The organism is Mesorhizobium atlanticum (genome assembly GCF_003289965.1).
GTDB classification, from domain to species: Bacteria; Pseudomonadota; Alphaproteobacteria; order Rhizobiales; family Rhizobiaceae; genus Mesorhizobium; species Mesorhizobium atlanticum.
Genome location: NZ_QMBQ01000001.1, coordinates 402,867 through 429,222, shown reverse-complemented (window position 1 = coordinate 429,222; position 26,356 = coordinate 402,867). Strand labels below are relative to the sequence as shown.

General features: G+C 63.4%; 30 protein-coding genes and 1 pseudogene. 23 read left to right on the top strand and 8 right to left on the bottom strand.

The features are described from left to right. The first annotated feature begins 17 nt into the window (after positions 1–17). On the top strand, positions 18–497 hold the full coding sequence (gene smpB, locus DPM35_RS02455; protein ID WP_041002108.1) for an SsrA-binding protein SmpB: 480 nt from the start codon (positions 18–20) through the stop codon (positions 495–497). A gap of 96 nt (positions 498–593) precedes the next feature. Beyond that, positions 594–1,319, top strand: coding sequence for a glycoside hydrolase family 25 protein (locus DPM35_RS02450; protein ID WP_112126208.1), 726 nt, complete (start codon positions 594–596; stop codon positions 1,317–1,319). A 24-nt stretch (positions 1,320–1,343) separates the two neighbouring features. Here the strand turns inward: DPM35_RS02450 and DPM35_RS02445 are convergent, their stop codons facing one another. Beyond that, a complete protein-coding gene (locus DPM35_RS02445) occupies positions 1,344–2,273 on the bottom strand; it encodes a DMT family transporter (protein ID WP_112125725.1) in 930 nt (309 codons plus the stop codon). A gap of 142 nt (positions 2,274–2,415) precedes the next feature. Here DPM35_RS02445 and DPM35_RS02440 point away from each other — a divergent pair, with 142 nt between their 5' ends. After that, the gene (locus tag DPM35_RS02440) at positions 2,416–2,889 is read left to right on the top strand and encodes an Lrp/AsnC ligand binding domain-containing protein (RefSeq protein WP_112125724.1); all 474 of its coding nucleotides are present in this window, start codon (positions 2,416–2,418) and stop codon (positions 2,887–2,889) included. 24 nt (positions 2,890–2,913) lie between these two features. Here DPM35_RS02440 and DPM35_RS02435 read toward each other — a convergent pair whose 3' ends face one another. Next, positions 2,914–3,570, bottom strand: coding sequence for a uracil-DNA glycosylase (locus DPM35_RS02435; protein ID WP_112125723.1), 657 nt, complete (start codon positions 3,568–3,570; stop codon positions 2,914–2,916). Positions 3,571–3,582: 12 nt separating this feature from the next. Beyond that, a complete protein-coding gene (locus DPM35_RS02430) occupies positions 3,583–4,164 on the bottom strand; it encodes a LabA-like NYN domain-containing protein (protein ID WP_040984251.1) in 582 nt (193 codons plus the stop codon). A 303-nt stretch (positions 4,165–4,467) separates the two neighbouring features. Between DPM35_RS02430 and rpoZ the strand changes: the two genes are divergently transcribed. The 4 genes from rpoZ (at position 4,468) to DPM35_RS02410 (ending at position 8,330) form a co-directional block, all read left to right on the top strand. Beyond that, complete coding sequence (rpoZ, locus tag DPM35_RS02425; protein WP_041002102.1) at positions 4,468–4,869, top strand: DNA-directed RNA polymerase subunit omega; 402 nt, start codon at positions 4,468–4,470, stop codon at positions 4,867–4,869. Positions 4,870–4,994: 125 nt separating this feature from the next. Continuing rightward, positions 4,995–7,226 carry a RelA/SpoT family protein gene (locus DPM35_RS02420; RefSeq protein WP_112125722.1) on the top strand — a complete coding sequence of 744 codons (2,232 nt, stop codon included), beginning with the start codon at positions 4,995–4,997 and terminating at the stop codon, positions 7,224–7,226. 131 nt (positions 7,227–7,357) lie between these two features. After that, positions 7,358–7,936: an orotate phosphoribosyltransferase gene (pyrE, locus tag DPM35_RS02415; RefSeq protein ID WP_112125721.1), complete on the top strand. Its 579-nt coding sequence runs from the start codon at positions 7,358–7,360 to the stop codon at positions 7,934–7,936. Between the two features lie 10 nt (positions 7,937–7,946). Beyond that, on the top strand, positions 7,947–8,330 hold the full coding sequence (locus tag DPM35_RS02410) for a VOC family protein (RefSeq protein ID WP_112125720.1): 384 nt from the start codon (positions 7,947–7,949) through the stop codon (positions 8,328–8,330). On the opposite strand, the gene DPM35_RS02405 is transcribed toward DPM35_RS02410, so the two are convergent. Next, positions 8,323–8,796, bottom strand: a complete 474-nt coding sequence (locus DPM35_RS02405; RefSeq protein ID WP_198419705.1) for a GNAT family N-acetyltransferase — start codon at positions 8,794–8,796, stop codon at positions 8,323–8,325. The two genes, DPM35_RS02410 and DPM35_RS02405, sit on opposite strands and share 8 nt — an antisense overlap. Before the next feature lie 254 nt (positions 8,797–9,050). On the opposite strand from DPM35_RS02405, the gene DPM35_RS02400 reads away from it, so the two are divergent. The 5 genes from DPM35_RS02400 to era all read left to right on the top strand — a co-directional run bounded on the left by DPM35_RS02400 (position 9,051) and on the right by era (position 12,515). After that, on the top strand, positions 9,051–9,638 hold the full coding sequence (locus tag DPM35_RS02400) for a DUF2062 domain-containing protein (RefSeq protein WP_112125718.1): 588 nt from the start codon (positions 9,051–9,053) through the stop codon (positions 9,636–9,638). After that, a complete protein-coding gene (acpS, locus tag DPM35_RS02395; protein WP_112125717.1) occupies positions 9,635–10,048 on the top strand; it encodes a holo-ACP synthase in 414 nt (137 codons plus the stop codon). Before DPM35_RS02400 ends, acpS begins: the two co-directional genes overlap by 4 nt. Positions 10,049–10,127: 79 nt before the next feature. Beyond that, positions 10,128–10,877: a signal peptidase I gene (gene lepB, locus DPM35_RS02390; protein ID WP_112125716.1), complete on the top strand. Its 750-nt coding sequence runs from the start codon at positions 10,128–10,130 to the stop codon at positions 10,875–10,877. Continuing rightward, positions 10,864–11,598 carry a ribonuclease III gene (gene rnc, locus DPM35_RS02385; protein WP_425373342.1) on the top strand — a complete coding sequence of 245 codons (735 nt, stop codon included), beginning with the start codon at positions 10,864–10,866 and terminating at the stop codon, positions 11,596–11,598. Before lepB ends, rnc begins: the two co-directional genes overlap by 14 nt. After that, positions 11,583–12,515, top strand: a complete 933-nt coding sequence (era, locus tag DPM35_RS02380; RefSeq protein WP_181591893.1) for a GTPase Era — start codon at positions 11,583–11,585, stop codon at positions 12,513–12,515. The genes rnc and era overlap by 16 nt, the downstream gene beginning before the upstream one ends. 401 nt (positions 12,516–12,916) lie before the next feature. Here era and DPM35_RS02375 read toward each other — a convergent pair whose 3' ends face one another. Next, positions 12,917–13,789, bottom strand: a complete 873-nt coding sequence (locus DPM35_RS02375) for an NmrA family NAD(P)-binding protein (protein ID WP_112125714.1) — start codon at positions 13,787–13,789, stop codon at positions 12,917–12,919. 45 nt (positions 13,790–13,834) lie between these two features. Beyond that, a complete protein-coding gene (locus DPM35_RS02370) occupies positions 13,835–14,257 on the bottom strand; it encodes a DoxX family protein (RefSeq protein ID WP_112125713.1) in 423 nt (140 codons plus the stop codon). A gap of 122 nt (positions 14,258–14,379) precedes the next feature. Between DPM35_RS02370 and DPM35_RS02365 the strand changes: the two genes are divergently transcribed. From DPM35_RS02365 to DPM35_RS02355, 3 genes are all read left to right on the top strand, one after another. After that, positions 14,380–15,285: a LysR family transcriptional regulator gene (locus DPM35_RS02365; RefSeq protein WP_112125712.1), complete on the top strand. Its 906-nt coding sequence runs from the start codon at positions 14,380–14,382 to the stop codon at positions 15,283–15,285. 147 nt (positions 15,286–15,432) lie between these two features. Continuing rightward, positions 15,433–16,203, top strand: a complete 771-nt coding sequence (gene recO / locus DPM35_RS02360; RefSeq protein WP_112125711.1) for a DNA repair protein RecO — start codon at positions 15,433–15,435, stop codon at positions 16,201–16,203. Continuing rightward, positions 16,203–16,721, top strand: coding sequence for a PaaI family thioesterase (locus tag DPM35_RS02355; RefSeq protein ID WP_112125710.1), 519 nt, complete (start codon positions 16,203–16,205; stop codon positions 16,719–16,721). The genes recO and DPM35_RS02355 overlap by 1 nt, the downstream gene beginning before the upstream one ends. A 5-nt stretch (positions 16,722–16,726) precedes the next feature. Here DPM35_RS02355 and DPM35_RS02350 read toward each other — a convergent pair whose 3' ends face one another. Beyond that, entirely contained in the window at positions 16,727–17,191 is a 465-nt protein-coding gene (locus DPM35_RS02350; RefSeq protein WP_112125709.1) for an NUDIX hydrolase, read from the bottom strand. A gap of 262 nt (positions 17,192–17,453) precedes the next feature. Here DPM35_RS02350 and DPM35_RS02345 point away from each other — a divergent pair. The 8 genes and pseudogenes from DPM35_RS02345 (at position 17,454) to DPM35_RS02310 (ending at position 25,572) form a co-directional block, all read left to right on the top strand. Further along, positions 17,454–20,224 (top strand): annotated as a pseudogene (locus tag DPM35_RS02345) (DUF2339 domain-containing protein). 49 nt (positions 20,225–20,273) lie between these two features. Beyond that, positions 20,274–20,516, top strand: a complete 243-nt coding sequence (locus DPM35_RS02340) for a type II toxin-antitoxin system VapB family antitoxin (RefSeq protein ID WP_112125708.1) — start codon at positions 20,274–20,276, stop codon at positions 20,514–20,516. Further along, positions 20,516–20,929 carry a type II toxin-antitoxin system VapC family toxin gene (locus DPM35_RS02335; RefSeq protein ID WP_112125707.1) on the top strand — a complete coding sequence of 138 codons (414 nt, stop codon included), beginning with the start codon at positions 20,516–20,518 and terminating at the stop codon, positions 20,927–20,929. The genes DPM35_RS02340 and DPM35_RS02335 overlap by 1 nt, the downstream gene beginning before the upstream one ends. 160 nt (positions 20,930–21,089) lie before the next feature. Further along, positions 21,090–21,608 carry an RNA polymerase sigma factor gene (locus DPM35_RS02330; protein ID WP_112125706.1) on the top strand — a complete coding sequence of 173 codons (519 nt, stop codon included), beginning with the start codon at positions 21,090–21,092 and terminating at the stop codon, positions 21,606–21,608. Further along, complete coding sequence (locus DPM35_RS02325; protein WP_112125705.1) at positions 21,605–22,396, top strand: anti-sigma factor family protein; 792 nt, start codon at positions 21,605–21,607, stop codon at positions 22,394–22,396. Before DPM35_RS02330 ends, DPM35_RS02325 begins: the two co-directional genes overlap by 4 nt. Before the next feature lie 207 nt (positions 22,397–22,603). Then, on the top strand, positions 22,604–23,701 hold the full coding sequence (locus tag DPM35_RS02320; protein ID WP_112125704.1) for a GNAT family N-acetyltransferase/peptidase C39 family protein: 1,098 nt from the start codon (positions 22,604–22,606) through the stop codon (positions 23,699–23,701). A gap of 4 nt (positions 23,702–23,705) precedes the next feature. Beyond that, positions 23,706–25,169: a RimK family protein gene (locus tag DPM35_RS02315; RefSeq protein ID WP_112125703.1), complete on the top strand. Its 1,464-nt coding sequence runs from the start codon at positions 23,706–23,708 to the stop codon at positions 25,167–25,169. Positions 25,170–25,299: 130 nt separating this feature from the next. Then, entirely contained in the window at positions 25,300–25,572 is a 273-nt protein-coding gene (locus DPM35_RS02310) for a DUF3303 domain-containing protein (protein WP_112125702.1), read from the top strand. A 363-nt stretch (positions 25,573–25,935) separates the two neighbouring features. Here the strand turns inward: DPM35_RS02310 and DPM35_RS02305 are convergent, their stop codons facing one another. Continuing rightward, positions 25,936–26,328: a RidA family protein gene (locus DPM35_RS02305; protein ID WP_112125701.1), complete on the bottom strand. Its 393-nt coding sequence runs from the start codon at positions 26,326–26,328 to the stop codon at positions 25,936–25,938. Between the last annotated feature and the right edge of the window lie 28 nt (positions 26,329–26,356).

Below are 26,356 nucleotides of genomic sequence, written 5' to 3'. Positions count from 1 at the left end.
CGCCACCTCTCCGCGTTATGAATCAAGTCAAGAAAGCCGACCCCAACAACAGGACGGTCGCCGAAAACCGCAAGGCGCGCTTTTCCTACGAGGTGCTCGACACGATCGAGACCGGCCTGGTGCTGACCGGCACCGAGGTCAAGTCGCTGCGCCAGGGCCAAGCCAACATCCAGGAGAGCTACGCCTCGGCCGAGGGCGGCGAGATCTGGCTGATCAATTCCTATTTGCCGGAATATCTGCAGGCCAACCGCTTCAACCACGAGCCGCGCCGGCGCCGCAAATTGCTCGTCTCGAAGCGCGAGATGGCAAAACTCTCGCAAAGCGTCGAGCGCGAGGGCATGACGCTGGTGCCGCTGAAAATCTACTTCAACGACCGCGGCCGCGCCAAGTTGCTGCTCGCGATTGCCCGCGGCAAGAAACTGCACGACAAGCGCGAGACCGAAAAGCAGCGCGACTGGTCGCGCGAAAAGGGCCGGCTGCTGAAGGAGCGCGGCTGAGCTTCCGAGCCGGCTGTACTCGGCAGCCTGAATCCTGAATAAAGCCGCCGGCAGGTTCTCTGGTCCGGCGTACGCGCCTTCCGACGGGGGATGGTCTTGGGCAAGCGGATTGTTCTCTGGGGCCTTGCGGGCGTGATTGTCGCCGGTGCCGTAGCGGCGGGTACATTCTTCTGGTTCCGTGGCTTTTCGCCGGATCGCGAGGAGTTCCCGATCCGGGGCATCGACGTCTCGCACCATCAAGGAAAGATCGACTGGCGGCGCGTCGCGGCCGACGATGTCGCCTTCGCCATTATCAAGGCGACTGAAGGCGGCACGCATGTCGACACCCTGTTCGCCACGAATCTACGCGAAGCCCGCGCCGCCGGCCTCGCGGTCGGCGCCTATCACTTCTTCACCTTCTGCCGGCCGGGGGCCGACCAGGCGAAGAATTTTATCGCCGCGGTGCCGCGCGGCGAGCCGCTTTTGCCGCCGGTGGTCGATATCGAATTCGGCGGCAACTGCCCGCAGCGGCCGTCGCCCGAGCAGTTGAATACCGAGCTTGCCGCTTTCCTCGGCCCGGTCGAGACGGCGTTCGGCAAGCAGGCGATCTTCTATCTGACCGACGAGGCGGCCGATGCCTATTCCGCAACCATCATCGCGCGCCAGCGCTGGCTGCGTTCATTGGCGATCAGGCCGCGCGAGAGGGACTGGATCTATTGGCAGTATCACAATATGGGCCGCGTGGACGGCATCGAAGGCGATGTCGATCTCAACGTGCTGAAGGGCAGCCGCGAGACGCTGGCCGAACTGTTCGCGCCGACGCCTCGAATTGCAGGCCCTTGAAGTGTTTGCCGCGCCGCTGAAGGCTCACGATCCTCCCGGCGCCGGTGCACCAAGACGTTTGCTGGCAATACGTCCTCCGATCGCCGACAAGCCCATCCCGGCGGCCATGATGGCTATGGCTGCGAACTGGATCGTCATCGGCGTCTCGCCCAGTACGGCCATGCCGACGACCACGGTGGCGATCGGTATGCCGGGCAGGAACAGCGATGCCGTCTGCGGCCCCAGTTGCCGGACGATGTAGGTATAAAGGAACATGGCGGCCGCGCCGGCCAGAATCCCCTGGATCATGATTTGGCCGATGATTTCCCCGACGGCCGCGGCATGGATTTGGCTTGGTGCCAGGAGATAGAGAACCGGCAGCGGCAGGCAGGACAGCAGCACCACCGCGGCTGTCGCCGCGACGGGATCGGCATGCCAGCTCCGGACAAGAACGGCATAGGCCGAAAACATCAGCCCCGATCCGATGAAAAGCACGTCGCCGAAGAGGACGCTGCCGGCTCCGTTGCGCGCCGGCGCGATGAAGAGGAACAGGCCGGCGATGATCGCCAGGACACCGATGGTCCGTTGCTGCGAAGCGCCGTCATGGAAGACGATGCGCGACAGCAGGAACGAAAAGAAGACGATCGAGGCTGGACATAGCGCCGCGGCATGGGCGGCAGGGGCATAGGTCAGGCCCCAATTGATGATCAGCGGATAAGGCAAACCGGCCAGCGCCGCCAAAGCCAGGGCTCGTCGCCATCCAAGCGCCCTCATGCTTGCGAAGCCGCCGCGCCAGACGATCGGCAGAAAGATCGCCCCGGCGCCGCCAAAGCGCAAGGCGGCGAGATCCGTCGCCGTCAGATGCTCCCTGAGGCTGAAGCGAGCGGCGACGAATTGGACAGCGTAGATGCCGATCATGGTGAGTCCGGCGACAATCGCCAGTCTCGTATTTCCTGTATTCCCCGCGTCCGCCACGACTTGCCACCCATAGGTCACCGGAGGTGAAGACCATCTCCACGGCTACGGCCAAGCGCAGGCTATTGTTCAAATCTCCGCGTTGAAATACGCTCTTTTTGGAAAGCGGTAGTGGAATTCACATCAGAAAGGCAGTTCTAAAGTGAATCCGGAAGCCAGTGATCTCGACGCGGTCGACCGCAATCTCCTGCGGTTGCTGCAGGAAGATGGACGCCGTACCACACTCGATCTGGCGGCGCGTGTCGGCTTGTCGCCGACCGGCACCAGCCTGCGCGTGAAGCGGCTGTTTCGCGAAGGCTACATCACCGCGGTCAGGGCCGTGCTCGATCCGGCAAAGATCGGGCGTGGCACGCTCGTCTTCATCGAGGTGCGTCTCGACCATACGGCGCCCCAAATTTTCGAGCGGTTTGCCGAGGCAGTGACCAGGGCGCCGGAGGTTCTCGAATGCCATATGGTCGTCGGCGGCTTCGACTATCTGGTAAAGGCGCGCATCTCGGAGATGGCTGCCTATCAGGATTTCCTGACCCGGGTCATCCTGCCGCTGCCCGGCGTGAAGGAGACGCACACCTACGCCTCGATCGGCGACGTGAAGCCGGATGCGTTGCTGCCGGTATGAGTGGACCTGCAGGAAGGCCTGAATCTAGTTCTTCAGGAACGCGGCAATCTCCTTGAACACGCTGACGAACATCTCTTCCGTCAGCACGCCCGTATTGGTGTTGTAGCGCGAGCAGTGATAGCTGGAAAACAGCGCGATACCGCCGGCCTCCTGCCGTCCGCCGTGCCGGAACGGAATGGCCGCGACGCGCCCGCCCAGCGCCCGCACCGTCGACTGGTGCGCGATCGAGCCCAGCGTCAGGATGGCGCGCAAATTGGGAAAGCGCGCGATGGTCGGTCTCAGGAAGGTCCGGCAGGTGGCGATCTCGGCGCCCACCGGCTTGTTTTCCGGCGGCACGCAGCGCACCGCATTGGTGATCGCGGTGCCGACCAGCTCGAGCCCGTCATCCGGGCGCGCCTTGAACTCGCCGCGCGCCAGGCCCTGCGCGATCATCGTGCCGTAGAGCAGGTCGCCGGCATAGTCGCCGGTGAAGGGGCGTCCCGTTCGGTTGGCGCCGCGAAGGCCGGGTGCCAGCCCGACAATCAACAGCTTGACCGAATCCTCGCCTTCCGGCGGCAGGAAGGTCGGCACCGGCGCGTTGAACCAGCCCGGCTCGCGCTCGCGCCAGGCGGCGATGAAATCATGCAGCCGCGGGCAGAGCGGGCAGTCATGGCTGGGTTCGGGGGAGGGCGCGGCGCTCAAGGCCGCCGCCCGTCAATAATCGTCCTCGTCGACTTCGGCGGGCTCCGGCCGGCGCACCGGCCGCTCGGACGGATCGCGGCCGACTTCACTCTTCAGCGTCATTAGATCGATGAAATGGTCGGCCTGGCGGCGCAGATCGTCGGAGATCATCGGCGGCTGCGAGGCCATGGTCGAGATGATCGACACCTTGCGTCCGCGCCGCTGCAGGGCCTCGACCAGCGTGCGGAAGTCGCCGTCGCCGGAGAAGATGACATAGTGGTCGACGACATCGGCAAGCTCCAGCGCATCGACGGTCAGCTCGATGTCCATATTGCCCTTGATCTTGCGGCGGCCGGTCGAGTCGGTGAATTCCTTGGCGGGCTTGGTCACCACCTTGAAGCCATTGTAGTCGAGCCAGTCGATCAGCGGCCGGATCGAGGAATATTCCTGATCCTCGACCAGCGCGGTGTAATAATAGGCGCGCAGCAGATAGCCGCGCTTCTGGAAGCTCGACAGGAGCTTGCGGTAGTCAATGTCGAAGCCCAACGCGCGCGAGGTGGCGTAGAGATTGGCGCCGTCGATGAAAAGAGCGATCTTTTCACGGGGATCGAACATTGAAAAACATCCCTTTCGAAAATTTCTGTCGTCTAAAAGCGTCGACGGGCAGGTCCCAGAAATGCGCTTGCTACCCGTCACATCGGAGATAACGCGCAATTTATGGATATCCAAGGGCAGGGCCTGGCATTGCAAGCAATTGTGATCGCGACTATGTGAGAGGCATCATGGCATGGTCCGACGATGAGCCTCGCAAAGGCCGGTAAAGCCGACGACTCTGCCATAAAGCTTGTATTTGGGCCGCGCCCGCGTTATGGAGCGCGCCAGCTTTCCATCAAATCCATCGCATGAAAGGGGCAGTCCATGGCCCGCGTAACCGTTGAAGATTGCATCGACAAGGTCGACAACCGTTTTGAACTCGTGCTGCTCGCCGGCCATCGCGCCCGCCAGATCAGCCAGGGCGCGCAGATCACCGTTCCGCGCGACAATGACAAGAACCCGGTCATCGCGCTGCGCGAGATCGCCGAAGAGACGCTCTCTCCCGATGACCTCAAGGAAGACCTGATCCACTCGCTGCAGAAGCACGTCGAGGTCGATGAGCCGGAAGCCGAGGGCGAGGCGATCACCGACCAGACCGGCGCAACCGCTGTCGCAGCCGACGCCGACGATGCCGAGGAGAACATCGCTTTCGACCGCATGAGCGAGGAAGACCTGCTCGCCGGCATCGAAGGCCTGGTGCCGCCGGAAAAGAGCGACGATTACTAAGCATTCCGGAACTTGCCTGGATCAACCATCCGGCACTTCCGTCTCGTAAGTTTCGTGGCTATCTATGGGATGCGTCGCACGCCAGTGCGGCGCATCAATCATTTCAGCACCGCGAGATCCCGCCCATGATGCGTCAGTATGAGCTTGTCGAGCGCGTCCAGCGCTACAAGCCTGACGTCAACGAGGCGCTGCTCAACAAGGCCTATGTCTATGCCATGCAGAAGCATGGCCACCAGAAGCGCGCCTCTGGCGATCCCTATTTCTCGCATCCGCTCGAAGTCGCCGCCATCCTCACCGACATGCACATGGACGAGGCGACCATTGCTGTCGCGCTCTTGCATGACACGATCGAGGACACGACCGCGACCAGGGCCGAGATCGACGAGCTCTTCGGACCGGAGATGGGCAAGCTGGTCGAAGGGCTCACCAAGCTGAAAAAGCTCGACCTGGTTTCCAAGAAGGCCGAGCAGGCGGAGAACCTGCGCAAGCTTCTGCTCGCGATCTCCGAGGATATTCGCGTTCTCCTGGTCAAGCTCGCCGACCGCCTGCACAACATGCGCACGCTCGACCATATGCCCGAGTCCAAGCGCCTTCGCATCGCCGAGGAGACGATGGACATCTATGCGCCCTTGGCCGGGCGCATGGGAATGCAGGGCATGCGCGAGGAGCTGGAGGAAATCGCCTTCCGCTACATCAATCCGGAAGCCTATCGCGCCGTCACCGCGAGGCTTGCCGAGATTTTCGAGCGCAACAAGGGTGTCCTGCAGGAGATCGAGACGGCGCTGTCGGGCCTGTTCGAGAAACACGCCATCAAGGCGAGCGTGAAGAGCCGGCAGAAGAAGCCGTGGTCGGTGTTCCGCAAGATGGAGGCCAAGGCACTTTCCTTCGAACAGCTCTCCGACATCTTCGGCTTCCGTGTCGTCGTCGATTCGGTCGACGACTGCTACCGCGCGCTTGGCGCCATCCACACCACCTGGTCGATGGTGCCTGGCCGTTTCAAGGACTACATCTCGACGCCCAAGCAGAACGATTACCGCTCCATCCACACCACCATCGTCGGCCCGTCGCGCCAGCGCGTCGAACTGCAGATCCGCACCAAGGAGATGAACAAGATCGCCGAATACGGCGTCGCCGCCCATTCGATCTACAAGGATACCGGCGGCAAGATGAACGGCGCCGGCCATGCGATCTCCAAGGAGACCAACGCCTATGCCTGGCTCAGGCGCACGATCGAGCAACTGGCCGAGGGCGACAATCCGGAGGATTTCCTCGAGAACACCAAGCTGGAGCTGTTCCAGGACCAGGTCTTCTGCTTCACGCCGAAGGGCATGCTGATCGCGCTGCCGCGCGGCGCGACACCGATCGACTTCGCCTATGCCGTCCACACCGATGTCGGCGACACCTGCGTCGGCGCCAAGGTCAATGGCCGCATCATGCCGCTGATGACGGAGCTGAAGAACGGCGACGAGGTCGAGATCATCCGCTCCAAGGCGCAGGTGCCCCCCGCCGCCTGGGAATCGGTCGTGGTCACCGGCAAGGCGCGCGCCGCCATCCGCCGCGCCACCAAGAACGCCATCCGCAAGCAATATTCGGGCCTCGGCGCCCGTATCCTGGAACGCGCCTTCGAGCGCGCCGGCAAGACCTTCACCAAGGAGAGCCTGAAACCGGTTCTGCACCGGCTGGCGCGCAAGGATATCGAGGACGTGCTGGCCTCCGTCGGCCGCGGCGAGTTGAGCTCCACCGACGTCATGAAGGCGGTCTTCCCCGACTATAAGGACGAGCGCGTCACCGTCGCGGCGCCCAAGCAGCGCGAGGAGGGCTGGTCGAAGATCCGCAACGCCGCCGGCATGCTGTTCCAGATGCCCGGCACTCGGGCCGCGCGCAAGGACAAGAACCAGCCGCGCGACGATGCCGTGCCGATCCGCGGCGTGCGCGGCGACCTGCCTGTGCGCTTCGCGCCGGAAGGTGCCGTGCCCGGCGACCGCATCGTCGGCATCATCCAGCCCGGAACCGGCATCACCATCTATCCGATCCAGTCGCCGGCGCTGCAGGCCTTCGACGACCAGCCCGAGCGCTGGATCGACGTGCGCTGGGACATCGACGAGCGAACCAAGGAACGTTTTCCGGCGCGCATCTCGGTCACCGCCATCAATGCGCCGGGTTCGTTGGCCGACATCGCCCAGGTGGTGGCGTCCAACGACGCCAACATCCACACGCTGTCGATGATACGCACGGCGCCCGATTTCACCGAGATGCTGATCGATCTCGAGGTCTGGGACCTGAAGCACCTCAACCGGCTCTTGTCGCAGCTCAAGGACAATTCGAGCGTCAGCGATGCGCGGCGCGTCAACGGGTGAATAATGAGTAGTGAATAGTGAATAGTGAATAGTAAATAGTGAATAGTAAATAGTGAATAAGGCGCTCTCACTACTCACTACCCACTACTCACTACTGACCACTCACTTCCTACCAACGGCATGGAGCAACAATGAACACCGACGAAGTGCTGGGCATTTTCCGTGAGGCCGGCGCCGTTCTAGAAGGTCATTTCATCCTGACGTCCGGCCTGCGCAGCCCGGTCTTCCTGCAGAAGGCGCGCGTCTTCATGCATGCCGACAAGACCGAACGCCTGTGCAAGGCGCTGGCCGAAAAAATCCGGGAAAGCGTGCCGGGCAGAATCGACTATGTCGTCGGCCCGGCCATCGGCGGCTTGATCCCGGCCTATGAAACCTCGCGTCACCTCGGCGCGCCGGCGATCTGGGTCGAGCGAGAAGGGGGCGAATTCAGGCTGCGCCGCTTCGAGATCGCCAAGGGCTCGCGCGTCGTCATCGTCGAGGACATCGTCACCACCGGCCTCTCGATCCGAGAGACCATCGACTGCCTGCGCGAGATCGGCGCCGAGGTCGTCGCGGCCGCCTGCATCATCGATCGCTCGGCCGGCAAGACCGATGTCGGCGTGCCGTTGATCGCGCTTGCCGAATACGAGGTGCCGGCCTATCCCGCCGACCGCCTGCCGCCGGAACTCGCCGCCATCCCGGCCGTCAAGCCGGGAAGCCGCAACATCTGAGGCCTCTACAATGATCGCCGGCATCGACCATTTCGTGCTGACGGTTCGCTCGGTGGAAGCAACCTGCGACTTCTACCAGCGCGTCCTTGGCATGAGGCGGCTCGACGAGCCGAACCGGCCGACCGCGCTTCTATTCGGCTCGCAAAAGATCAACCTGCATGAAGTCGACCGCACATTCGAACCCAAGGCAAAGAGGCCGACGCCGGGTTCCGGCGATTTCTGCCTCGTCGCGGCGGTGCCGCTTGCCGAAGTCCAGGCCAGCCTCGCGGCCAACGGCGTGGCGATCGAAGTCGGCCCGGTCGAACGCACCGGCGCGCGCGGCGCGATGATGTCGGTCTATTTCCGCGATCCGGACGACAATCTGGTCGAGGTCAGCGAATATCGGCTCACCTGAGATCGAGCCGCATGGCGCAGCGCTGATCGGAAGGCATGCCGTGCTCGACCTCGTCTTCAAGCAGGCTGGCCAGCCGTCTGTCGATCTCGGCCCCTTCCAGGATGCGAAATCCGAACTTGCGATAAAAGGGCGCGTTCCAGGGCACGGCGCGAAACGTGGTCAACGTCACCGCGGCCAGGCCGCGCCGCCGGGCGTCCGCGACCGCCCGTTCAAGCAAAGCCCGGCCGAAGCCCTGGCCCTGCCGGTCGAGGCGCACGTCCAACTCCCAGATATGCAGTGCATCGCCCTCGATCCCGGCGCTCAGGAAGCCGGCCGGCCGGCCCTCCTCGTCGGCGGCAACCCAGCATGCGCCGGCTGCGATCAGCGTCCGGTGCCGCTCCGCGCTGATATTGTCGCCATCGGCGAGCCATGCCAGTTCCGGTATGGCGAGGAACGATTCCCCGGCGGATTGCTCGATCTGCGGCAAGGCCTCGGCATCCTCGGCGCGCGCCGGTCGAACGGTGATCATCGGCTGGGTATCCCTGTTGTTTTCCTCAGTTTCGCCAGAATGAGGGCCTTGTTACAGGCTGCGGCAGACCATCGCGGCGGCCTTTCGTTGTTGTTGGGCCCTGCCGTCGCTATATCAAAGTTTGTTGCCTTTCTGCGCCCTCGAAGCGCAAGATGTGTTGGCGCGACCCGGTGGGCAGGGGCAGCGCATGTTGGACCGGGAACTGGAACAGAGTGCTTTTTCGACGCCGAGAGCCTGATGGCCTCCTTGAGCGGGTGCGTACTTATCTATGGCCGCGCCGCTCGTTCTCACGTTCCGTGCAATATTTCTCCAAGCGCATCCTGCGGCTGAAGGCGACGCCGCATTCGGTCGCCGCCGGCGTCGCCGCGGGTGTTTTTGCCTCCTTTTTCCCGCTTGGCGTCCATTTCGTGGTTGCCGCGGTGCTTTGCTGGATGATCGCCGGCAATCTGGTCGCGGCGGCGCTCGGCGCGGTGTTTTTCGGCAATCCGCTGACCTCCCCGTTGCTGTGGGGCGCGTCCTGGGAAATCGGCAAACTGATCCTGCGTGAGCGTCTGCCGAGGCACGGGCCGCCCGAGCATCTCGGCGAAATGATGCACAAGCTCTCCTTCGACAAGCTCTGGCATCCCGTTCTGGAGCCGATGCTGATCGGCGCGGTGCTGCTCGGCCTGATCTTCGGCCTCCTGTTCTACGGCGTCACGCGCTGGGGCATGACCGTGTTCCGCGAGCAGCGCAGGAAGCGCATGGCCGAGCGCGCCGAGAAGAAGTTGCGGCAGGGCGGACGGGAAATGCCGGCGCAATGATCATCGGCATCGGCAGCGACCTCATCGACATCAGACGCATCGAGAAATCGCTGGAGCGGCACGGCCAGCGTTTCGTCCAGCGCATCTACACCGAGGTCGAGCAGGCCAAATCGGAGAAGCGGGCCGCCCGCGCGGCTTCCTACGCCAAGCGCTTTGCCGCCAAGGAGGCCTGCGCCAAGGCGCTGGGTACGGGCATGGCCGAGGGCGTGTTCTGGCGCGACATGGGCGTGATCAACCTGCCGAGCGGCGCGCCGACCATGGCGCTGACCGGCGGCGCCGCCGCCAGGCTGGAAAAGATACTGCCGAAAGGCCACCGCGCGCTGATCCATCTGACCATCACCGACGATTTCCCGCTTGCTCAAGCCTTTGTGATTATCGAGGCGGTACCCGCCGAACAAGCGCCACATTGATTCCATCTGACCACGAGCGGCATGACGTTGCCCAGCGCGCGCCGAGACTCTATACCAACATCGCACAATCGAGGACGACATGAGCGTGGCTGAAAAATCGCAGAAGAAATCCGGCGGGCTTGGTGAAACCTTTTCCGTCATCATCCAGGCTCTGCTGCTCGCGCTCGTCATCCGCACGCTGCTCTTCCAGCCTTTCTCCATCCCGTCCGGCTCGATGCGGCCGACGCTGCTCGAAGGCGACTATCTCTTCGTCACCAAATGGGCCTACGGCTATTCACGCTATTCGCTGCCGTTCGGTCCCGATATCTTTTCCGGCCGCATCTGGGGCTCGGAGCCCAAGCGCGGCGACGTGGTGGTGTTCAAGTTCCCGCCGGATCCGTCGGTCGACTACATCAAGCGCGTCATCGGCCTGCCCGGCGACAAGATCCAGATGAAGAACGGCCAGCTCTTCATCAACGACGTCGGGGTGCCGCGCGTGAAGACCGGCCAGATCGAAAATCCCGACATCACCGAAGTGCCTCAGCCGGTCGACGTCTACCGCGAGACGCTGCCGAACGGTGTCAGCTACGACACGCTCGACCTGACGCCGAACTCGATCGGCGACAACACCCGCGAATGGACCGTGCCGGCCGGCCACTACTTCATGATGGGCGACAACCGCGACAATTCCTCCGACAGCCGCTTCACCGTCGGCTTTGTTCCTGCCGAAAACCTGGTCGGCCGCGCCAACCTCATCTTCTTCTCGATCGCCGGCAAGGCGAGCCCGCTCGAGATCTGGAAGTGGCCGTCGCTGATGCGCGCCGATCGCCTGTTCCATTTCGTCCACTAGAGCGATGGCGGCCAGCAAGCGTTTGACCGCCGATGCCCTTGCCGAGGCGCTTGCCCCGCGCACCGGCCATGCCTTCGCCGATCGCCAGCGCCTGCAGCGCGCGCTGACCCATGCCAGCGCGCGCTCGACCCATGCCGGCGTCGACTACGAGCGTTTCGAGTTCCTGGGCGACCGCGTCCTCGGCCTCGTCATTGCGGACATGCTGTTGGCCACCTTTCCCGAGGCCGCCGAGGGCGAGCTTTCGCTGCGCCTCAACGCGCTGGTCAATGCCGAGGCGCTCTCCGACATTGCAGAGGAGATCGGCTTGCCCGAACTGATCCGCGCCGGCTCCGATGTGCGCAATCTCGACGGGCGCAAGCGCACCAATCTGCGCGCCGATGCGCTGGAATCGCTGATTGCCGTGCTTTACCTGGATGGTGGCCTCGAGGCTGCCCGTGCGTTCATCCACCGCTACTGGCAGCCGCGCTCGCAGGCGATCGGCGCTGCGCGGCGCGACGCCAAGACCGAATTGCAGGAGTGGGCGCATCAGGCTGCCGCCGGCGCCGTGCCGGCTTACCGCGTCGACGGCCGCGAGGGACCGGACCACGACCCGCTGTTCACCGTCAGCGTCAAGGTCGGCTCTTTTGCTCCGGCGACCGGCAGCGGTCGTTCCAAACGCGAAGCCGAGCAGGCCGCGGCGGCTACTCTTTTGCTGCGCGAAGGCGTATGGAGCGCGGCATGACAGAAATCGAAACCCCTGAAGCCCCAGCCACGCGCTCCGGCTTCGTCGCGCTGATCGGCGCGCCCAATGCCGGCAAGTCGACGCTGGTCAACCAACTGGTCGGCGCCAAGGTGTCGATCGTCACGCATAAGGTGCAGACCACCCGCGCCATCGTGCGCGGCATCGCCACGCATGACAACGCGCAGATCGTCTTCGTCGACACGCCCGGCATCTTCAAGCCGAAGCGGCGGCTGGACACCGCGATGGTGACCACCGCCTGGGGCGGCGCCAAGGATGCCGATGTCGTGGTGCTTCTGATCGACGCCGAGCGCGGCATCAAGGGCGATGCCGATGCCATCCTCGACCGGCTGAAGGAGGTCCGTCAGCCGATGCTGCTCGTCCTCAACAAGGTCGACCGGGTCAAGCCCGAGACGCTTCTCGCGCTGGCCGCGACCGCGAACGAACGCGTGCCGTTCAAGCGCACCTTCATGGTTTCCGCGCTCACCGGCTCCGGCTGCAAGGACCTGCTAGACTATCTCGCCGAGACGCTTCCCCCGGGCCCCTGGTACTATCCTGAAGACCAGATCTCCGACCTGCCGATGCGCCAGCTCGCGGCCGAGATCACGCGTGAAAAGCTCTATCTGAGGCTGCATCAGGAGCTTCCCTATTCCTCGCATATCGAAACCGAGAAATGGGAAGAGAAGAAGGACGGCTCGGTGCGCATCGAACAGGTCATCTATGTCGAGCGCGACAGCCAGAAGAAGATCGTGCTCGGCCACAAGGGCGAGACGATCCGCGCCATCGGGCAGGCGGCGCGGATGGAGATCGCCGAGATCCTCGAGCAGAAGGTGCACCTCTTCCTGTTCGTGAAGGTGCGCGAGAACTGGGGCGACGACCCCGAGCGCTACCGCGAGATGGGGCTGGAGTTTCCGGGGTAAGCCGGGCAAGCCACGCTCATCTACATGTGACCAATTAATCGACGCGACGGTGCGGGCCGAAAAGACAGTCTAGCGCCAGGAACTAGCCCCCGAGGGGCCCGACGTCTTGATTGGGCCGAAAGCAGTTGGTCCGCTATGGTTGAAAAGGCCCAATAGCGAGCACGGCTTAGAAAGACGCCAACCTATTGATATCACGGGTTCTAGCCCGCCTTGCAGAAGTCTTGAATTTCGCACCACCGAACGCGGGCATAACAAGACAGAAACAACTAAATCTCCGGGAGACTCAGAAGATTAGGCGGGGGTGGAGACGCTTCGCGTTACTTTGAACTGTTGAGCGCTTCCCGCCTCGCGTCCGACCGCGGAGGCAGGAAGTCTCCGTCTATGCCTGATCTGACTCGGACCTACGCCTTGGCGGCGTTTTGTGCAGCCTCGAATACATCGCGTGCGGACATCGTACCCGCTACGTGCTCCGTACCCGCGACGCCGAGGTCCATCCATCCGGCATTCACGGCCTCAAACATTTCTTCGGCAGGTCCGGAGTGGCCCTTCGGGATGCCGAATTGCTCGAATGCTTCCGCCCACCCAGAACGCGGGATTGCAAAGGCTTTCACGTCAAGGTTCAGGATTTCACCCAATTGCTCCGCGACTTCATCCGCGGTCACCATCGAACCAATCTCCACGATGCGCCGCCCTGACCACGCTGGCCCGGTCAAAAGGGCTGCGATCTCCGCGCCGATGTCGTTCGTCGCGACCATGGTCGATTTCCGGTTTGTCGGATTGTAGTAGACCGGCAGCGTTCCGCCCTGCGCAACCTGCAAGCCGTAAAGAAAATTTTCGAAGAATCCGCCTGCGCGCACAAATGCGATTGGCGATATCAGGTCGCGAAAACCTTGCTCCAGAAGCGACAAGGCCGTGATCATCCCCAGCCCGCTGGTCCTGTTGGCACCCATCGACGAAAGCGCTACCAGCCGTGGCGGCGCTGCCTTGGTGAGTGCTGAGACATAGTTCGAAATCACGCCCTTTGCTTCTCTGTAGTCAGGCGAGGGCGTCCAGACGGCCGGCAACATGACGAACGCGCCTTCGACGCCTTTGAGCGCCTGCTCGATGGCTGCCGGATCATTCCAATCGCCGTCAACCAGTTCCACGCCCTGGTTCGCCCAGCTTGACGCCTTCTCGCGATTGCGGACCAGTGCGCGTACTTTCTTGCCGTGCGCCAACAGATGTTCTGCCGTTGCGCCGCCCACCTTTCCTGTGATTCCCATTACTAAAAACATGTGTTTTCTCCTGATGTTGAGGGACAGAGCACTGCCCCGGCTGGTTCAATGGATGAGCGGTAGAATGGCCCGGATACGGGCATCACGCGCGTAAAGGCCGCCCCATGTCATTGCACCCAGAAGCAGGGAAATGATTTCCGGCGCCGACCCCAATTCACCAATGCGGACATGAGCGCAGATGGCGCCTCCCAAAAAACCCGTCACCAGGATCGCGCCGAGGACGGCGGTGGCCGGGATGGCGTAAAGGATGGCGCAGGCGAGTATGATCGGACCCACGACACGGGTCAGGCCCATCGCGAACCCAGTTTCCTGCAACACGCTCGCGATCTGTGCTGGCGCGAAAAGTTGGATCATGCCGTCTGCCGCCAGAGCGACAACGACAAACGCGCTCATTATCCGGCCGGCCCACAGGGCGCGATGCAAGGCCGTAGTTTCAGGTATCTGATGAAGGTTCATGGTTTCGGACACTTGTTACTCTCGCTCTCCGACGGGGGATCCCATATTCAAAGCTTACTGTGCCTCCTAGCTGTGATAAACGCTGAGGAAACGAACCAACTGTTCTCTTTTTAGGAAACAATTCCGAGGCGAAAATGCAGAATCTTGAACCCGTCCTCATTTTCAACACGGTCGCGGAAATGGGGAGCTTCACCCGCGCGGCGGATAGCCTGGGCATCCAAAAAGGGAGGGCCTCAACGGCGGTCAGGAAACTGGAAGAAGATGTCGGCGTCAGACTCCTGCACCGGACGACGCGCAGCGTGCTGTTGACAGAGGACGGACGGGCATTTCATGCCCGCGCCCGCGATCTGCTTGCTGAAGTCGATGATCTACACTCAATGTTCGCAGGCGATCGTGTGGCACTTCGTGGGCGTTTACGGGTCGATCTTCCGACTGAGGTGGCGCGCACTACGATCGTGCCAGCCTTGCCGGATTTCATAGCGACGCATCCCGAGTTGGAGCTCGAGCTGTCGAGTACGGATCGGCAAGTCGATCTGGTTCAGGAGGGGTTCGACTGTGTATTGCGGCTTGGGCCCATAAGAGACGAGACACTGATTGCCCGTCCACTGGGCGAGTTACGCATGGTCAACGCCGCCAGTCCTGCCTATCTGGCGCGCTATGGCGTCCCTCGATCGATAGAAGATCTCCAGCGTCAGGAACATCGGACAGTTCATTTTTCGACGATGCTGGGCGCAAGACCCATTGGATGGGAATATCCGGACGGCGACAGCTACGCGACGCTTCAGTTACCAGGTGCGCTACACGTCAACAGCGCTCAGAACTACGAAGCCGCCGCCCTCGCCGGCCTTGGCCTGATTCAGGCGCCACTCTTGGGGATTGGCCGATACTTGGAGAGTGGTGCGCTTGTGGAGATCATACCCGATTTTCGTCGCCGGGCGCTCCCCGTGTCCCTCGTCGTGGCACATCGGAGCAACTTGTCGCGCCGAGTCCGCGCATTCATGAAATGGATCGAAGATGTACTGACGCCGTATCTGGAATAGAGAGACGAACATCCTCGTCCGGCTCTCGCATTGCTGCCATTCGCGACGCAGCCAATGAAAATCTCCAACGAGCCCGAAAGCCGACGATTGGCTGGCGGGCCGCTCGTGTCCTTGATTTCGCCTCCCGATCGGTGAAAAGCTCCGCCCATGGAATGGCGCGACGAGGGAATCGTTCTCGGCACTCGCAGGCATGGCGAAACCAGCGCCATCCTCGAGGTGATGACGCGCACCCATGGCCGCCATCTCGGCCTAGTGCGGGGAGGGCGCTCGCGCAAGCAGCAGCCGGTCCTGCAGCCCGGCAACCGCGTCGACCTCTTGTGGCGGGCGCGGCTCGACGAGCATCTCGGCGTCTTCCAGGCCGAGGCGATCGAGATGAATGCCGCGCGGCTGATGGACAGCGCGGTCGCCGTCTACGGTCTGCAGACCATGGCCGCGCATCTGAGGCTCCTGCCCGAGCGCGACGCCCATGGCGGCCTCTACGAGGCGCTTGCCGTGATGATTGCCCATCTCAGCGATGCCGATGCGGCGGGCGAGCTGGTGGCACGCTTCGAACTGCTCATCCTCGACGAATTGGGCTTCGGCCTCGACCTCAGCCAATGCGCGGCGACCGGCTCCAGGCAGGACCTCGCCTATGTCTCGCCGAAATCCGGCCGCGCCGTTTCGCGCGCGGCGGGCGCTGCCTGGCACGACAAGATGCTGGCGCTGCCGGCCTTCCTGCAGCGCGGCTCCGGCCTGCGCGCCGACGCGGCGGCGCTCGAGGATGCCTTCCGGCTGAGCGGCTTCTTCCTCACCCGCCATGTCTACGAGCCCCGCGGCCTCGAGCCGCCCGATGCCCGCGCCGGCTTCCTCGCCGCGCTGCGCCGGCATCATGCGGCGTTGAAGGCGATCGGCAGCGAATCCAGCGGAGGGGCCACATAGTGAGCGAAGTCGAGCTTTATCCAGGCCGGGTCTCGCCGCTCGGCCTTGGCACGGTTCCGCATGACGATATCCAGAAATACACCGGGCTCGAGCTGCTGCAACGCCTTGCGGCCGGCGCATATCCGGCGCCGCCGATTTCCCATCAGCTTGGCTTCATCTTGACCGAAGTGTCGGAAGGACGTGCGGTGTTTCGGGGCATGCCGAGCGAGCGCTACCTCAACCCCCTGGGCACCGTGCATGGCGGCTGGGCGGCAACCCTCCTCGATTCCGCGCTTGGCTGCGCGGTCCATACCCTGCTTGAAAAGGGTGAGGCCTATACCACGGCGGAGTTCAAGGTGAACCTGACGCGGCCGATCATGCCGAGGACGGGCGAGGTGATCTGCGAGGGCAAGGTCATCCACAAGGGCCGCACGCTGGCCGTCTCCGAAGCAACGCTGAAGGATGGCAACGGCAAGCTCCTTGCCTTCGGCACCGAGACCTGCTCGATCTTCCCGGTCGGCAATCTCGCGGCGCGGTGAGGGAACTAATCGGCGCCCCGCCGTTCCAGGAAATCGTCGAGCATGGCGCGCTGGCCTTTCAGGATCTTGACGCCGGCTTCGGGCAACGAAAACCAGCCGGCCCGATCCACTTCGGGGAACGCCTTCATCTTTCCCGATTTCGGCGGCCACTCCATGGTGAACATGTTGCTCTTGATGGCGTTTGTGTCGACATCGGCCTCGACGCTCCACGCCACCACGATCTTGCCGCCCGGCTGCCTGTAGCTGCCGAGCGGCCGGAAGTCGCCGTCGATGGCGACGCCGAGCTCCTCCTCGGCTTCCCGTTTGGCGGCCTCGAGCTCATCCTCATTGTCGCCGATCAGTCCCTTCGGGATCGACCACGCGCCTTCATCCTTGCGTGCCCAGAACGGACCGCCTGGATGGACGAGCAGAAATTCGAACACCCCGCCTATGTGTCTGTGGATCAGCAGGCCGGCACTTCGCTGCGGCATCGGTCACCCCACGGCATTGCTTCTGATCGCGCGAGACTAGCGCGAGTATTTCGCGGCCGACGTCGCGCGATCCCGCCCGCCATGCGGGCAGTGTTGGGGCTCGACGGCGGATAAACCGGCAAGTTGCTGGCAATCGGCCGCGAAACATGCTCGATCTTGTTAGTCGGCCCGATCTTGTTAATTGGCAAGACGCTGATTTGAGCCAGTCGCTTCGTTGCCGCATTTGTTGGCCACGACTGGTCTGGTTTTGAGGGAAACCACCATGTTTTTCAGCCTGATCGCCATTGCCGCCGTCATAGCTCTTTTCGTCATCGTTTCACGACAGCAGAACCGCATCGCGCTGGTCGAGCGCGAGCTCGGCATCCTGCGCGGCCTGGTGCAGTCGGGAGCTTCGCTGTCCGCGCCCAAGGCGGACGCCGCGCAGGAAGGTCTTCCCGGGGAAATCAAGGCAGCCGCGGCGCCTGCCACGCCGTTGGCCGACGGCACGACCGCGGCCGAGGAGGTCGTCGCAAAGCCCGAGGCCGCCGAAGGCGAGGCCGTGGCCGGACCCTGGACGAAGGCCCAGTCAGTCGCGGCGCAATCCGCCAAGCCGATCGAACCGGCGCAACCCCCCACTGTGGCCGCGACGCCGGCGCCCGCCAAGGCGGCGCGCCAGACCGATGTCGAAACGGCGCTGGGCACGCGCTGGGCGGTCTGGGTCGGCGGCATCGCGCTGGCGTTGGGCGGCTTGTTCCTGATCCGCTACACGATCGAGGCCGGCATTTTCGGCCAGGGGTGCGCCTCGCGATGGCCGGTATCCTTGGTCTCGCGCTGATTGCCGGCGCCGAATTCATCCGCCGCACCGGCTTCAGGGTGCCGGTGCAGGGCGCCGCCGGCGCTTATATCCCCTCGATCCTGACGGCTGCCGGCGCCTTCATCCTGTTCGGCACGGTCTATGCCGCGCATGGCGTCTATGGCTTTATCGGGCCGGCGACCGCCTTCGCGCTGCTTGGCGTCATCGGCGTCGCCACCATCGGGGCCTCGCTGGTGCATGGCCTGGCGCTGGCCGGCATCGGCCTTGTCGGCGCCATGGTCACGCCGGCGCTGGTGGCATCGCAGGCGCCCAATCCCTGGGCCCTGTTCGTCTATCTGGCGATCGTGCTTGCGGCGAGCGCGGCAACTGCCCGCATCCGCGACTGGAAGGCGCTCATGGCAGCCGCGTTCGCCGGCGCCGGCATCTGGACCATCCTCTATATGGTCGACGCGCCGGACGTGAACCTCGCCGCGGTCCTGTTCATCAGCCTCGCCACGCTGGCCGTGCTTGCCCTGGTCTGGCTCGCCCCGTTCTTCACCACTGGCCGCGGCGAAGCGGCGCGAGGCTTCGACTGGCCATCGATCGTGCCCGGCTTCTTCATCGCCCTGAGCGCGCTGGGCCTGTCTGTCGATCCGGCTTTTGCCAACGCCGGCGATGCCTTGCACGGCGCCATCCTTTTGGCCGCGCTGGTCGCGGTGGCGCTCTACCGGCCGCGCGCGCTTCCGCTGGTCTTCGCCGCCGGCATCGCCACAGTGCTGATCTATCTCGGCATCATCCCGCCCGCCATCATCGGCGCCGGTGCGCTCGATGTCGGGCTGGACGCCCAGCCTTTGGCATCGTCCGATGCGCTGACTTTCCGCATCGGCATCGCGCTCGGCCTGGTCTTCCTTGCCGCCGGCTTCTGGGCGGCGCGCCGCTTCGCCGCCACCGCTCCGCTGCGCGCGGCTTGCTGGGCGGCCTGGGGCGTCATTCCCCCGCTGGTGGTGCTGACCGCGCTGTGGCTGACCTTCGGCGATATCGACCGCGACTTCGGCTACGCGCTGCCGGCCCTGCTGCTGATGCTCGTCTTTGCCGTCGGCGGCGAATGGATCGCGCGCGCCGAGCAGCCGCCGCTGACCGGCGGCCCAGCCGTGTCGTTCGCGCTCGGCGGCGCCGGCGTCGCCGGCTTGCTGATGCTGCACATGGCCTTCGGCTCGGGCTGGACGACCATGCTGCTTGGCGCCGCCGCCATTCTGCCGGCGCTGGCCACGCGCTGGCGCTCTTACCCCGTGCTGGGCTGGATCGCGGTGGGCGCGGCGATTGCGGTGCTCGGCCGCGTCGCCTTCGATCCGACCATCGTCGGCGCGGCGTTTCTGTCGAGGACGCCGGTCTTCAACTGGCTGCTGCCGGGCTATGGCGTGCCGGCGCTCGCCTTCGGCTTCGCCGCCTGGCAACTCGCACGCACCACCAGCGGCAGGCCGCGCCTTGCCATGGAGGCGGCCTCGGCGCTGTTCGCGCTGCTAACCATCGCCATGCTGGTGCGCCATGCCATGCATGGCGGCGTCATCGACACCGGCGCGGTCACCCTTGCCGAACAGGCGATCTACACGCTGATCGCGCTCGGCGCCGGCGCCATACTGGTCGCCATCGACATGCGCTCGCCGAGCTCGGTTTTGCGTTATGGCTCGATGGTTGCCGGCGTGGTCTCGGCAGGCTTGATCGCGGTCCAGCATTTCGTCGTGCTGAACCCGCTGCTGACGGACGAGTCGACGGGCACGATCCCGGTCTTCAACCTTCTGTTCCTAGCCTATCTGCTGCCGGCGGTCGCCGCCGGCGCGCTGGCGCTCTATGTCCGCGACAAGCGCCCGCGATGGTATGCGGCGATGCTGGCGCTGGTCGCTGCCTTGCTTGCCTTCGCTTATGCCACGCTCTCGGTGCGTCGCTTGTTCAAGGGTGAGTTCATCGCCTTGTGGAGTGGGCTCGGCCAGCTCGAGACCTACACCTATTCGGCGCTGTGGCTGGTCATCGGCGTGGCGCTGCTCACCGCCGGCGTCTGGCTGAAATCGCAGGTGCTGCGTATCGCCTCCGCGGTGCTGATCGCGGTGGCGGTGGTCAAGGTCTTCCTCTTCGACATGTCGGAACTCGAAGGCGTGCTGCGCGCGCTCTCCTTCATCGGCCTTGGCGCCGTGCTGATCGGCATCGGCCTATTCTACCAGCGGCTGCTGACGCGGGCCGCGCGAGAGAGCAGGGAGATTTCCTGATCGGATATCTGATGCTGTATATATTGAATATTCAGAAGAGGATATTCAAATGCCGCTCTACATACGTGACGATGAAGTCGATGCTCTGGCCGCAAAATTGCAGCGTGAAACAAACGCACTGAGCAAGACTGAGGCGGTGCGGACAGCCCTTATTCACGAACTGGAACGCAATCGCGCCAAGGTGCCGCTGCGCGATCGGATTGCGCGGCTTCAAGCGGAGGCGAAGAAGATCGGTCTGCCCAATCCCGATTTCGATATGAAGAAATTCACCGATGAGATGTGGGAAGACTGATGTTTGTCGACGCTTCGGTGATCGTCGCAATTCTCAACCAGGAACCGGGCTGGGAGGAATTATCCAAGCAACTCTCCCGGCCTGTCGACTTCTACGTCTCTGCCATGGTCCGTTTTGAAGCGACGCAGGCTTTGGCGCAAGCCGGCGCGGGTTCCCGCAAGCCGACCGCTGAAGCACTCCTCAAGGCTCGCGACCTGGTGGATCAACTCATTGTGGAAATTGGCGGGGAAAATGTCCCGATTGGCGACGAGATCGGTTCGCGTGCGATCGATGCCAGCGCTCATTATGGCAAGGCCGTCGGTCACCAAGCTGACCTGAACTTGGGTGACTGTTTTGCCTATGGCTGCGCGAAAGCTCTCGGCACTCCGCTGCTCTACAAAGGCAATGATTTCCTGCTCACGGATTTGAGATAGTTAGGTTTTCTCGCGATTGCCGGGAATAAACCGGCCCGCGCCCGCGTTATTCACTTTGCTTGGGTAATCGCAGCGGTTCGGCCGCTTCGCGCTGACTGCTTGCACCGCGCCGGGAAGGCGCGTTTTATCGGGATGGAAAGCGACCACGAAACAAGCGGTCATGGACGACAAGAAGGCAGCGATCCTGAGCGAAATACCGCGGTTGCGGCGCTATGCGCGCTCGCTGCTGCGCGACCGCGATTCCGCCGACGACCTTGTCCAGGACTGCCTGGAGCGGGCGCTTGTGCGGCTCGACAACTGGCAGACTGGAGAAAGCCCCCGGAGGTGGCTGTTTACGATCATGCATCACTTGTTCATCGACCAGATGCGCAAGGTCAACCGGCGCGGCGAGGCGGCGATGCTGCCTCTCGAAGCCGGTGAGGCCCAAGCCGCGCCCGCCGATCAGGTCGAGACCATCGCCTCGCGCGAGATCATGGATGCCTTGCAGGCGATCAGCCCCGATCGCCGCGCGGCGTTGGTGATGGTCGCCATCGAGGGCTTTTCCTATGCCGAGGCCGCCAACATCCTTGGCGTGCCGGCCGGCACGCTGATGTCGCGCATCGCGCGCGGCCGCGAGGAATTGCGAGGATTGCTCGACGACACATCGCGCCGACGCACGATAAGGATCGTCGAGAAATGACCCGCCGCGATTTTTCCGAACGCGATATCCATATGGCCCTCGACGGCGAGCTGCCGGGCGAGGAGCGCATGGCTTACGATGCCTGGCTCGAGGCCAATCCCGAGATGAAGGCGAAGTCCGTACGCTACATTGCTGACCGCGCCGCCATGCGCGCCGCGTTGGCAGGCGTGATGGACGAGCCGGTGCCGGCGAGGCTGCGGCAGGTCGTGCTTGGCGAGGCGCCTGCAAAAGCATCGGTCTGGCGCTCGCGCTGGTGGCTGTCGGCCGCCGCGGCCGTAATGCTCGCGGTCGGCGGGCTCGGCGGCTATGTCGCCGGTGTCGACAGCATCGCCCGCGGCGAAAGTGACGACCAGCTCGCCGAGCAGGCGATCGCCGCCCATGTCACCTACGCCGCCGAGAAGCGCCACGCCGTCGAAGTCCCAGCGAGCGATAAGGACCATCTCCAGACCTGGCTGTCGAACCGTGTCGGGCTGAAGCTGGTCGCGCCCGATCTTGCGGCCGAGGGTTTCGAGCTGGTCGGCGGCCGGCTGTTGCCTGCCGGCGGCCAGGGCAAGGCGGCGATGCTGCTTTATGAGGACGCCAAGGGCGAGCGCATCTCGCTCTACGTCACCGCCGAATCGTCGGAGACATCCAAGGGCACCTACGCGGCCGAGGCGGGCGGACCGGAAGCAGTCTATTGGCTCGACAAGGGCTATGCCTGCGCGGTCGTCGGCTCATTGCCGCCGGAGCGCCTGTCGGACGTCGCAAAGAGCGCCTATGGCCAGCTGCTGGCCGGCATATCAAGCTGAAGCGGCTGCGTTTTTCGGCGGCCGGCAGTCGCTTGAACAGCAATTCTGTTCAAACGCTTGGCCCTTTGCTGCTGCCGCGGAAACTGTCACAATTCGGCCCTAATCAAGGAGCGATAGCGCTTGATGAATACTGGCGCTTCGGCCAGTATTCGCGACGCATCCATCGGGGCCGTTTCTTAAACCCAATCGAGGTTCTCCCAAGCCCGCATGCCTGCCGAGATCCGCAAGGCCCGCGCGTCAGACGTCGATGACCTCGCCGCCATCGAGAAGGCTGTTTTTCCTGGCGACAGGCTGTCGCGCCGCTCCTTCCGCCAGTTCATCGAACGCGAGACCGCCGAGATGCTGGTGGCCGAGAACGAGGGCCGGGTCGCCGGCTATGCGGTGGTCCTGTTTCGCAAGGGCAGCGGCGTGGCGCGGCTCTACTCCATCGCTGTCGGTCCCTTCTTCGGCCGCCTCGGCATCGGCCGACTTCTGCTGGCCGCCGCCGAAGAGGCGGCCTTCGAGCACGACCGTCTGTTGCTGCGCCTCGAAGTGCGCGAGGACAATGATCGGGCCATCCGCATCTACGAGCAGGCCGGCTATCGGAAATTGGGCCGCGAGCCCGACTACTACGAGGATGGCGCGACCGCGCTGCGCTACGAAAAGACGCTGCGCGGCGACACGCCCACGGCGACCAAAGTGCCGTTCTACCAGCAAACCTGCGAGTTCACCTGCGGCCCGTGCTGCCTGATGATGGCGATGGCCAATTTCGACCGTGGCTTCGTTCCCGATCCGGTCATGGAAATCCGCCTCTGGCGCGAAGCGACCACGGTCTTCATGATGTCGGGTCCCGGCGGCTGCGAGCCTTTCGGCCTGGCCGTCGCCGGCTATGAGAGCGGGCTCGCCGCCGAGATATTCGTCTCCTTCTACGGCGCGCTGTTCCTGCAGTCGGTGAGGAGCCAGGACAAGCGCCGGGTGATGGAGCTCGCCCAGGTCGATTTCCGCCGCCGCGCCGAACTTTACGGCATCCCGGTCAACTACCGCCCGTTCGGCATCGGCGATATCCGCCAAGCCCTCGCCGAGGGCAAGCTCGTGGTGGTGCTGATCAGCGGCTTCCTTATGTTCGGCAAGAAGGTGCCGCATTGGGTGCTGGCCATCGGTGACGATGGCGACCATATCCTGATCCACGATCCCTGGGTCGAGGATGAAAGGCAGGAAACAATCCTCGATGCCGCGAACATTCCGGTGCCCTACGACATTTTCATGAACATGGCGCAATTCGGCCGCGACGGCTTGCGCGCCGCTATCACTCTGGGAAAACGCTGAGACAATGACCTGGGTTATCCTGACAGGCAGGCAGAACGATCTCGACCAGGTGGCCACACCCCACAAGATCATCACCAACCGCGACTATCTCGCGCATCCGGCTTTGTTCCGCGGCCAGCGGCCGAAGGTGATCAACCTGTCGAACAATTACGGCTATCAGAGCCGAGGCTACTATGCCTCGCTGCTGGCCGGCTCGCGTGGCCACCGGGTGATCCCGACCGTCGAGACCATGATCGACCTCTCGGAACGCAAGCTCTACGAGCACGCCCTGCCGGAACTCGAGCTTGCCTTGAACAAATGCCGCAAGGACCTCGGCGGGACTTTTCCGGCCAAGGTCGCGATCTTCTTCGGCATCGGCCCGTCCAAGGTCTGGGACCGCTTCACCAGGCTTCTGTTCGACTGGTTCCGCGCGCCGGCGCTGGAGGTCCATATCAAGGACAGCGCAGAATGGGCTTCGATCCGCAAGATCGGCTTCCTGCCTTTAGCCCGCATGACGGAGGGCGAGGAAGAGTTCTTCCTGCAGTGCCTGGAGACCTACACCAGCCGCGAATGGCGCGACACCAAGGGCCGCACACCGGCGCGCTATACATTCGCGACGCTGGTCGACCCGCATGAGGAATTGCCGCCGTCGGAGATTTCCTCGCTGCGCTACTGGGCGAGGATCGCCGAGAAGATGGGTGTCGAAGTCGAGCCGATCACCAGGAAGGATCTTGCCAAGCTCGCCAATTACGACGCGCTGTTCATCCGCGAGACGACGTCGATCTCCAACCACACCTACCGCTTCGCGCGCCGTGCCCAGCAGGAAGGCATGCCGGTGATCGACGATCCGCTGTCGATGATCCGCTGCACCAACAAGGTCTATCTCAACGAGCTGATGACCTACAACAAGGTGCCGGTGCCGCCGACGGTAATGATCGCCGGCACCTCCGACTTCGAGGTGGCGGCGCAGACACTTGGCTTTCCGCTGGTGTTGAAGATCCCGGATTCGTCCTTCTCGCGCGGCGTCAAGAAGTGCGAGAACATGGCGGAGCTGACCAAGCTCGCGACCGAATGGCTGGAAGATTCCGATCTCCTGATCGCGCAGAAATTCATCCCGACCGAATATGACTGGCGCGTCGGCGTGCTCGGCGGCCAGCCGCTGTTTGCCGTGCACTATCTGATGGCGAAGAAGCACTGGCAGATCGTCAACCACAAGGCCAGCGGCAAGCCCGACCAGGGCGGCATCAAGACGTTCACGCTGAAGCAGACGCCGCCCCATGTCGTCGAAACGGCGGTGCGGGCGGCAAAATGCATCGGCGATGGCCTCTACGGCGTCGACCTCAAGGAGACCAAGGACGGGGTCTTCGTCATCGAGGTCAACGACAACCCCAATCTCGATCATGGCTGGGAGGATTCCGGCGAGAAGGACGAGCTCTGGGTGCGGCTGACGCAGTGGTTCCTGGAACGCCTGGACCGGCCGGAGAAGTAGTGAGGAACTGGTGAGCTGAAGAACTGAAGAATGGAGTGTCTGGCGGAACCGCCTGTCCTTGCGCCATCAGTCCATCATTTCCTAATCTCCTCAGTTCCTCAGTTCCAATTATTCAAACCGAGGGAAAAGCATGCTGTTCTTCGTGATCGAGGATTTTCACGGCGCGGACCGCAAGGAGATCTACCGCCGCTTTCGCGACAAGGGCCGTTTGAAGCCGGACGAGCTCGTTGTCCACCACAGCTGGATCGCTGCCGACATGAGCCGCTGCTTCCTGTTGGTGGAGGCGGATGATGTCACGATCCTGCAGCGTTGGGCCATCGAGTGGAACGACCTTGTCGAGTTCGAGATCATTCCAGTGGCCAGCAGCAAGGATATGGTGGTTGCGCTGGCGGCGCATCTTTGAAAGGCTTCGGAGCGGAAGCCAAATAGTGCAGTGTCACTCTAATTTGCTGTCATATGCCTGCTTGCAAAAAGTGCACTTTCACCGAATTTGGGCTGTCGTCCGAGCCACAGCCAGCAATGACATCCGCGTGATCGTCATTCTAGGGCGGAGCAAGGAGCGAAGCGACGCGGGGCAGACCCTAGGATCTATACCGTTACGCTAAGGCGTTGCAGCGGTTACAGAATTCTGCACCGTTGCGCCCCGCGGCAGAGATCACGGCATGGATACTCGGGTCAAGCCCGAGTATGACGAAGGGATGAGCGATACGGCTAAACCTCGCAGGTTGGCGCCAACTGCGCTCGTTCAATCCTTCCTATGGCTCCCTCAAACGACAGCTATCGCGTCGACCTCAATGAGGTAGCCTGGTGACATGATCGCCACACCGACGATCACATTCGCCGGCTTGTGATCTCCAAACAGCGAAATCTGCGCGGCCTCGATGATCGGAACATGTTCGTCGCGGTTGTAGTCGACGATGTAGATCGTGATCTTGCAGACCTGGTCGGGCCGGGCGCCCGCCGCGCTCAGCGCTCGGCCGAGATTGGCGAATGACAGGCGCGCTTGCGCCGCAAAATCACCGTGCCCGACGAGCTTGCCGTTTATGTCTTCAGGCTGCTGACCCGAGATGAACACTAGCTTGGATCCCGTCGCGACGACAACCTGTGTATACATCTCCGGAACCGGCAGGTCCGCCGGATTGATGAGTTCGAGCGACATCAAAGATCTCCTGCTGCTTCGTTTGACT

What these genes read in the sequence shown, in the direction of transcription:
- smpB (WP_041002108.1), top strand. Translation starts at nt 18, where the DNA reads ATGAATCAAGTCAAGAAAGCCGACCCCAACAACAGGACGGTCGCCGAA.
- DPM35_RS02430 (WP_040984251.1), bottom strand. Translation starts at nt 4,164, where the DNA reads ATGTTCGATCCCCGTGAAAAGATCGCTCTTTTCATCGACGGCGCCAAT.
- rpoZ (WP_041002102.1), top strand. Translation starts at nt 4,468, where the DNA reads ATGGCCCGCGTAACCGTTGAAGATTGCATCGACAAGGTCGACAACCGT.
- DPM35_RS02420 (WP_112125722.1), top strand. Translation starts at nt 4,995, where the DNA reads ATGATGCGTCAGTATGAGCTTGTCGAGCGCGTCCAGCGCTACAAGCCT.
- pyrE (WP_112125721.1), top strand. Translation starts at nt 7,358, where the DNA reads ATGAACACCGACGAAGTGCTGGGCATTTTCCGTGAGGCCGGCGCCGTT.
- DPM35_RS02410 (WP_112125720.1), top strand. Translation starts at nt 7,947, where the DNA reads ATGATCGCCGGCATCGACCATTTCGTGCTGACGGTTCGCTCGGTGGAA.
- acpS (WP_112125717.1), top strand. Translation starts at nt 9,635, where the DNA reads ATGATCATCGGCATCGGCAGCGACCTCATCGACATCAGACGCATCGAG.
- lepB (WP_112125716.1), top strand. Translation starts at nt 10,128, where the DNA reads ATGAGCGTGGCTGAAAAATCGCAGAAGAAATCCGGCGGGCTTGGTGAA.
- era (WP_181591893.1), top strand. Translation starts at nt 11,583, where the DNA reads ATGGAGCGCGGCATGACAGAAATCGAAACCCCTGAAGCCCCAGCCACG.
- DPM35_RS02375 (WP_112125714.1), bottom strand. Translation starts at nt 13,789, where the DNA reads ATGTTTTTAGTAATGGGAATCACAGGAAAGGTGGGCGGCGCAACGGCA.
- DPM35_RS02365 (WP_112125712.1), top strand. Translation starts at nt 14,380, where the DNA reads ATGCAGAATCTTGAACCCGTCCTCATTTTCAACACGGTCGCGGAAATG.
- recO (WP_112125711.1), top strand. Translation starts at nt 15,433, where the DNA reads ATGGAATGGCGCGACGAGGGAATCGTTCTCGGCACTCGCAGGCATGGC.
- DPM35_RS02350 (WP_112125709.1), bottom strand. Translation starts at nt 17,191, where the DNA reads ATGCCGCAGCGAAGTGCCGGCCTGCTGATCCACAGACACATAGGCGGG.
- DPM35_RS02340 (WP_112125708.1), top strand. Translation starts at nt 20,274, where the DNA reads ATGCCGCTCTACATACGTGACGATGAAGTCGATGCTCTGGCCGCAAAA.
- DPM35_RS02335 (WP_112125707.1), top strand. Translation starts at nt 20,516, where the DNA reads ATGTTTGTCGACGCTTCGGTGATCGTCGCAATTCTCAACCAGGAACCG.
- DPM35_RS02330 (WP_112125706.1), top strand. Translation starts at nt 21,090, where the DNA reads ATGGACGACAAGAAGGCAGCGATCCTGAGCGAAATACCGCGGTTGCGG.
- DPM35_RS02325 (WP_112125705.1), top strand. Translation starts at nt 21,605, where the DNA reads ATGACCCGCCGCGATTTTTCCGAACGCGATATCCATATGGCCCTCGAC.
- DPM35_RS02320 (WP_112125704.1), top strand. Translation starts at nt 22,604, where the DNA reads ATGCCTGCCGAGATCCGCAAGGCCCGCGCGTCAGACGTCGATGACCTC.
- DPM35_RS02315 (WP_112125703.1), top strand. Translation starts at nt 23,706, where the DNA reads ATGACCTGGGTTATCCTGACAGGCAGGCAGAACGATCTCGACCAGGTG.
- DPM35_RS02310 (WP_112125702.1), top strand. Translation starts at nt 25,300, where the DNA reads ATGCTGTTCTTCGTGATCGAGGATTTTCACGGCGCGGACCGCAAGGAG.
- DPM35_RS02305 (WP_112125701.1), bottom strand. Translation starts at nt 26,328, where the DNA reads ATGTCGCTCGAACTCATCAATCCGGCGGACCTGCCGGTTCCGGAGATG.